Source organism: Rhodococcus sp. EPR-147 (assembly GCF_001647185.1).
GTDB lineage: Bacteria > Actinomycetota > Actinomycetes > Mycobacteriales > Mycobacteriaceae > Rhodococcoides.
Genome location: NZ_LVCU01000138.1, coordinates 1 through 1,314 on the forward strand (window position 1 = coordinate 1; position 1,314 = coordinate 1,314).

A 1,314-nucleotide genomic window follows, 5' to 3' on the forward strand; every position below is an offset into this window, starting at 1 on the left:
CGTCGAGGATCTGGCCAGAACCACGATCTCGAAGGCGAAGTAGCCTGATGTCGACATTCCGCTCCGCCGATTCCACCCGCCGCGTCCTCGCCGCTGTCCTCGTCACTGCGGCCGTCGGTACCGGATGCACCACCACCGTGACCGGTACGGCCGTGCCCGCTCGATCCGGCGGCAGCGGACAGTTCGACAAGCTGCTCGAGGAGTGCATCGCCGTCCCTGATCCCACCATCGCCGAAACAGTGGGTGCCGACCTCGTCGAGCAGTACTTCTACGGTGCAGTGTGCATGTGGACCGGCATCGGCGGCGGCGGACTCATCGATGTGACTTTCGCCTGGTTCGAGAACGATGCACTCTCGCGCGAGCGAGACCTGGCCGATCGGCTCGGCTACGCGACCGAAGACGTCACCGTTGCCGGCACCACGGCGTTCCTGTCACGACGGCCGGACGATCCGTCGTCGTGCGGAATCAGCGCGGCGTACTCGGGTGTCATCACTTGGTGGGTGCAGTACCGAGGCGCGCCAGTCCGGCCGACCCGTGCGCCGCCGCCACCGAACTCGCAGAACTGACGCTGCAACGCAATCAGTGACCGAGCGCCGACCGGCCCCGACTCCACCGCACACGCGGCCGTGACACACTCGAGTGGCGACGGTCACAATTTCGATGTGAGGAGACCGAGATGTCGGTGACGACCGATACAGATGCCCGCCTGAGCGAGCTCGAATCCCTGCTGTCACCCGGCGCGGTGGTCACCGACCCGGACATCACCGAGGGCTACCGCCGCGACTGGGCGAAGGATCCCGACGCCGGCACCCCACTGGCCGTCGTGCGCGCACAGTCCACCGAGGACGTTCGCGCCGTCATGCGGTGGGCCACCGAGCACAACGTGGCGGTCGTCCCACGCGGCGCCGGATCGGGTTTGTCCGGTGGAGCCACCGCCGTGGACGGCGGAATCGTGCTCACCACCGAGTTGATGCGCGAGATCACCGTCGACCCGGTGACCCGCATCGCCGTCGTACAACCCGGGCTGCTCAACGTCGAGGTCAAGAAGGCCGTCGCAGAGCACGGCCTCTGGTACCCACCGGACCCGTCCTCGTTCGAGATGTGTTCCATCGGAGGCAATGCGGCCACCAATGCGGGCGGCCTGTGCTGTGTGAAGTACGGCGTCACCACCGATTACGTTCTCGGTCTCGAGGTCGTCCTGGCCGACGGTACCGCCGTCCGACTGGGTGGGCCACGCCTGAAAGACGTTGCGGGCCTGTCCCTTGCGAAGCTGTTCGTCGGCTCCGAGGGCACGCTGGGCATCATCACCGAGAT

The 1,314-nt window shown here is 66.8% G+C and carries 2 protein-coding genes; both read left to right on the forward strand.

Going from position 1 to position 1,314, the window contains the following annotated elements; genetic code table 11:
* The first annotated feature begins 47 nt into the window (after positions 1 to 47).
* On the forward strand, positions 48 to 566 hold the full coding sequence (locus tag A2J02_RS06720; RefSeq protein WP_231893730.1) for a DUF3558 domain-containing protein: 519 nt from the start codon (positions 48 to 50) through the stop codon (positions 564 to 566).
* A 110-nt stretch (positions 567 to 676) separates the two neighbouring features.
* Positions 677 to 1,314, forward strand: a 638-nt coding sequence (locus A2J02_RS06725) for an FAD-binding oxidoreductase (protein ID WP_156516125.1), incomplete at its 3' end; no start/stop codon positions are given.

What these genes read in the sequence shown, in the direction of transcription:
- A2J02_RS06720 (WP_231893730.1), top strand. Translation starts at nt 48, where the DNA reads ATGTCGACATTCCGCTCCGCCGATTCCACCCGCCGCGTCCTCGCCGCT.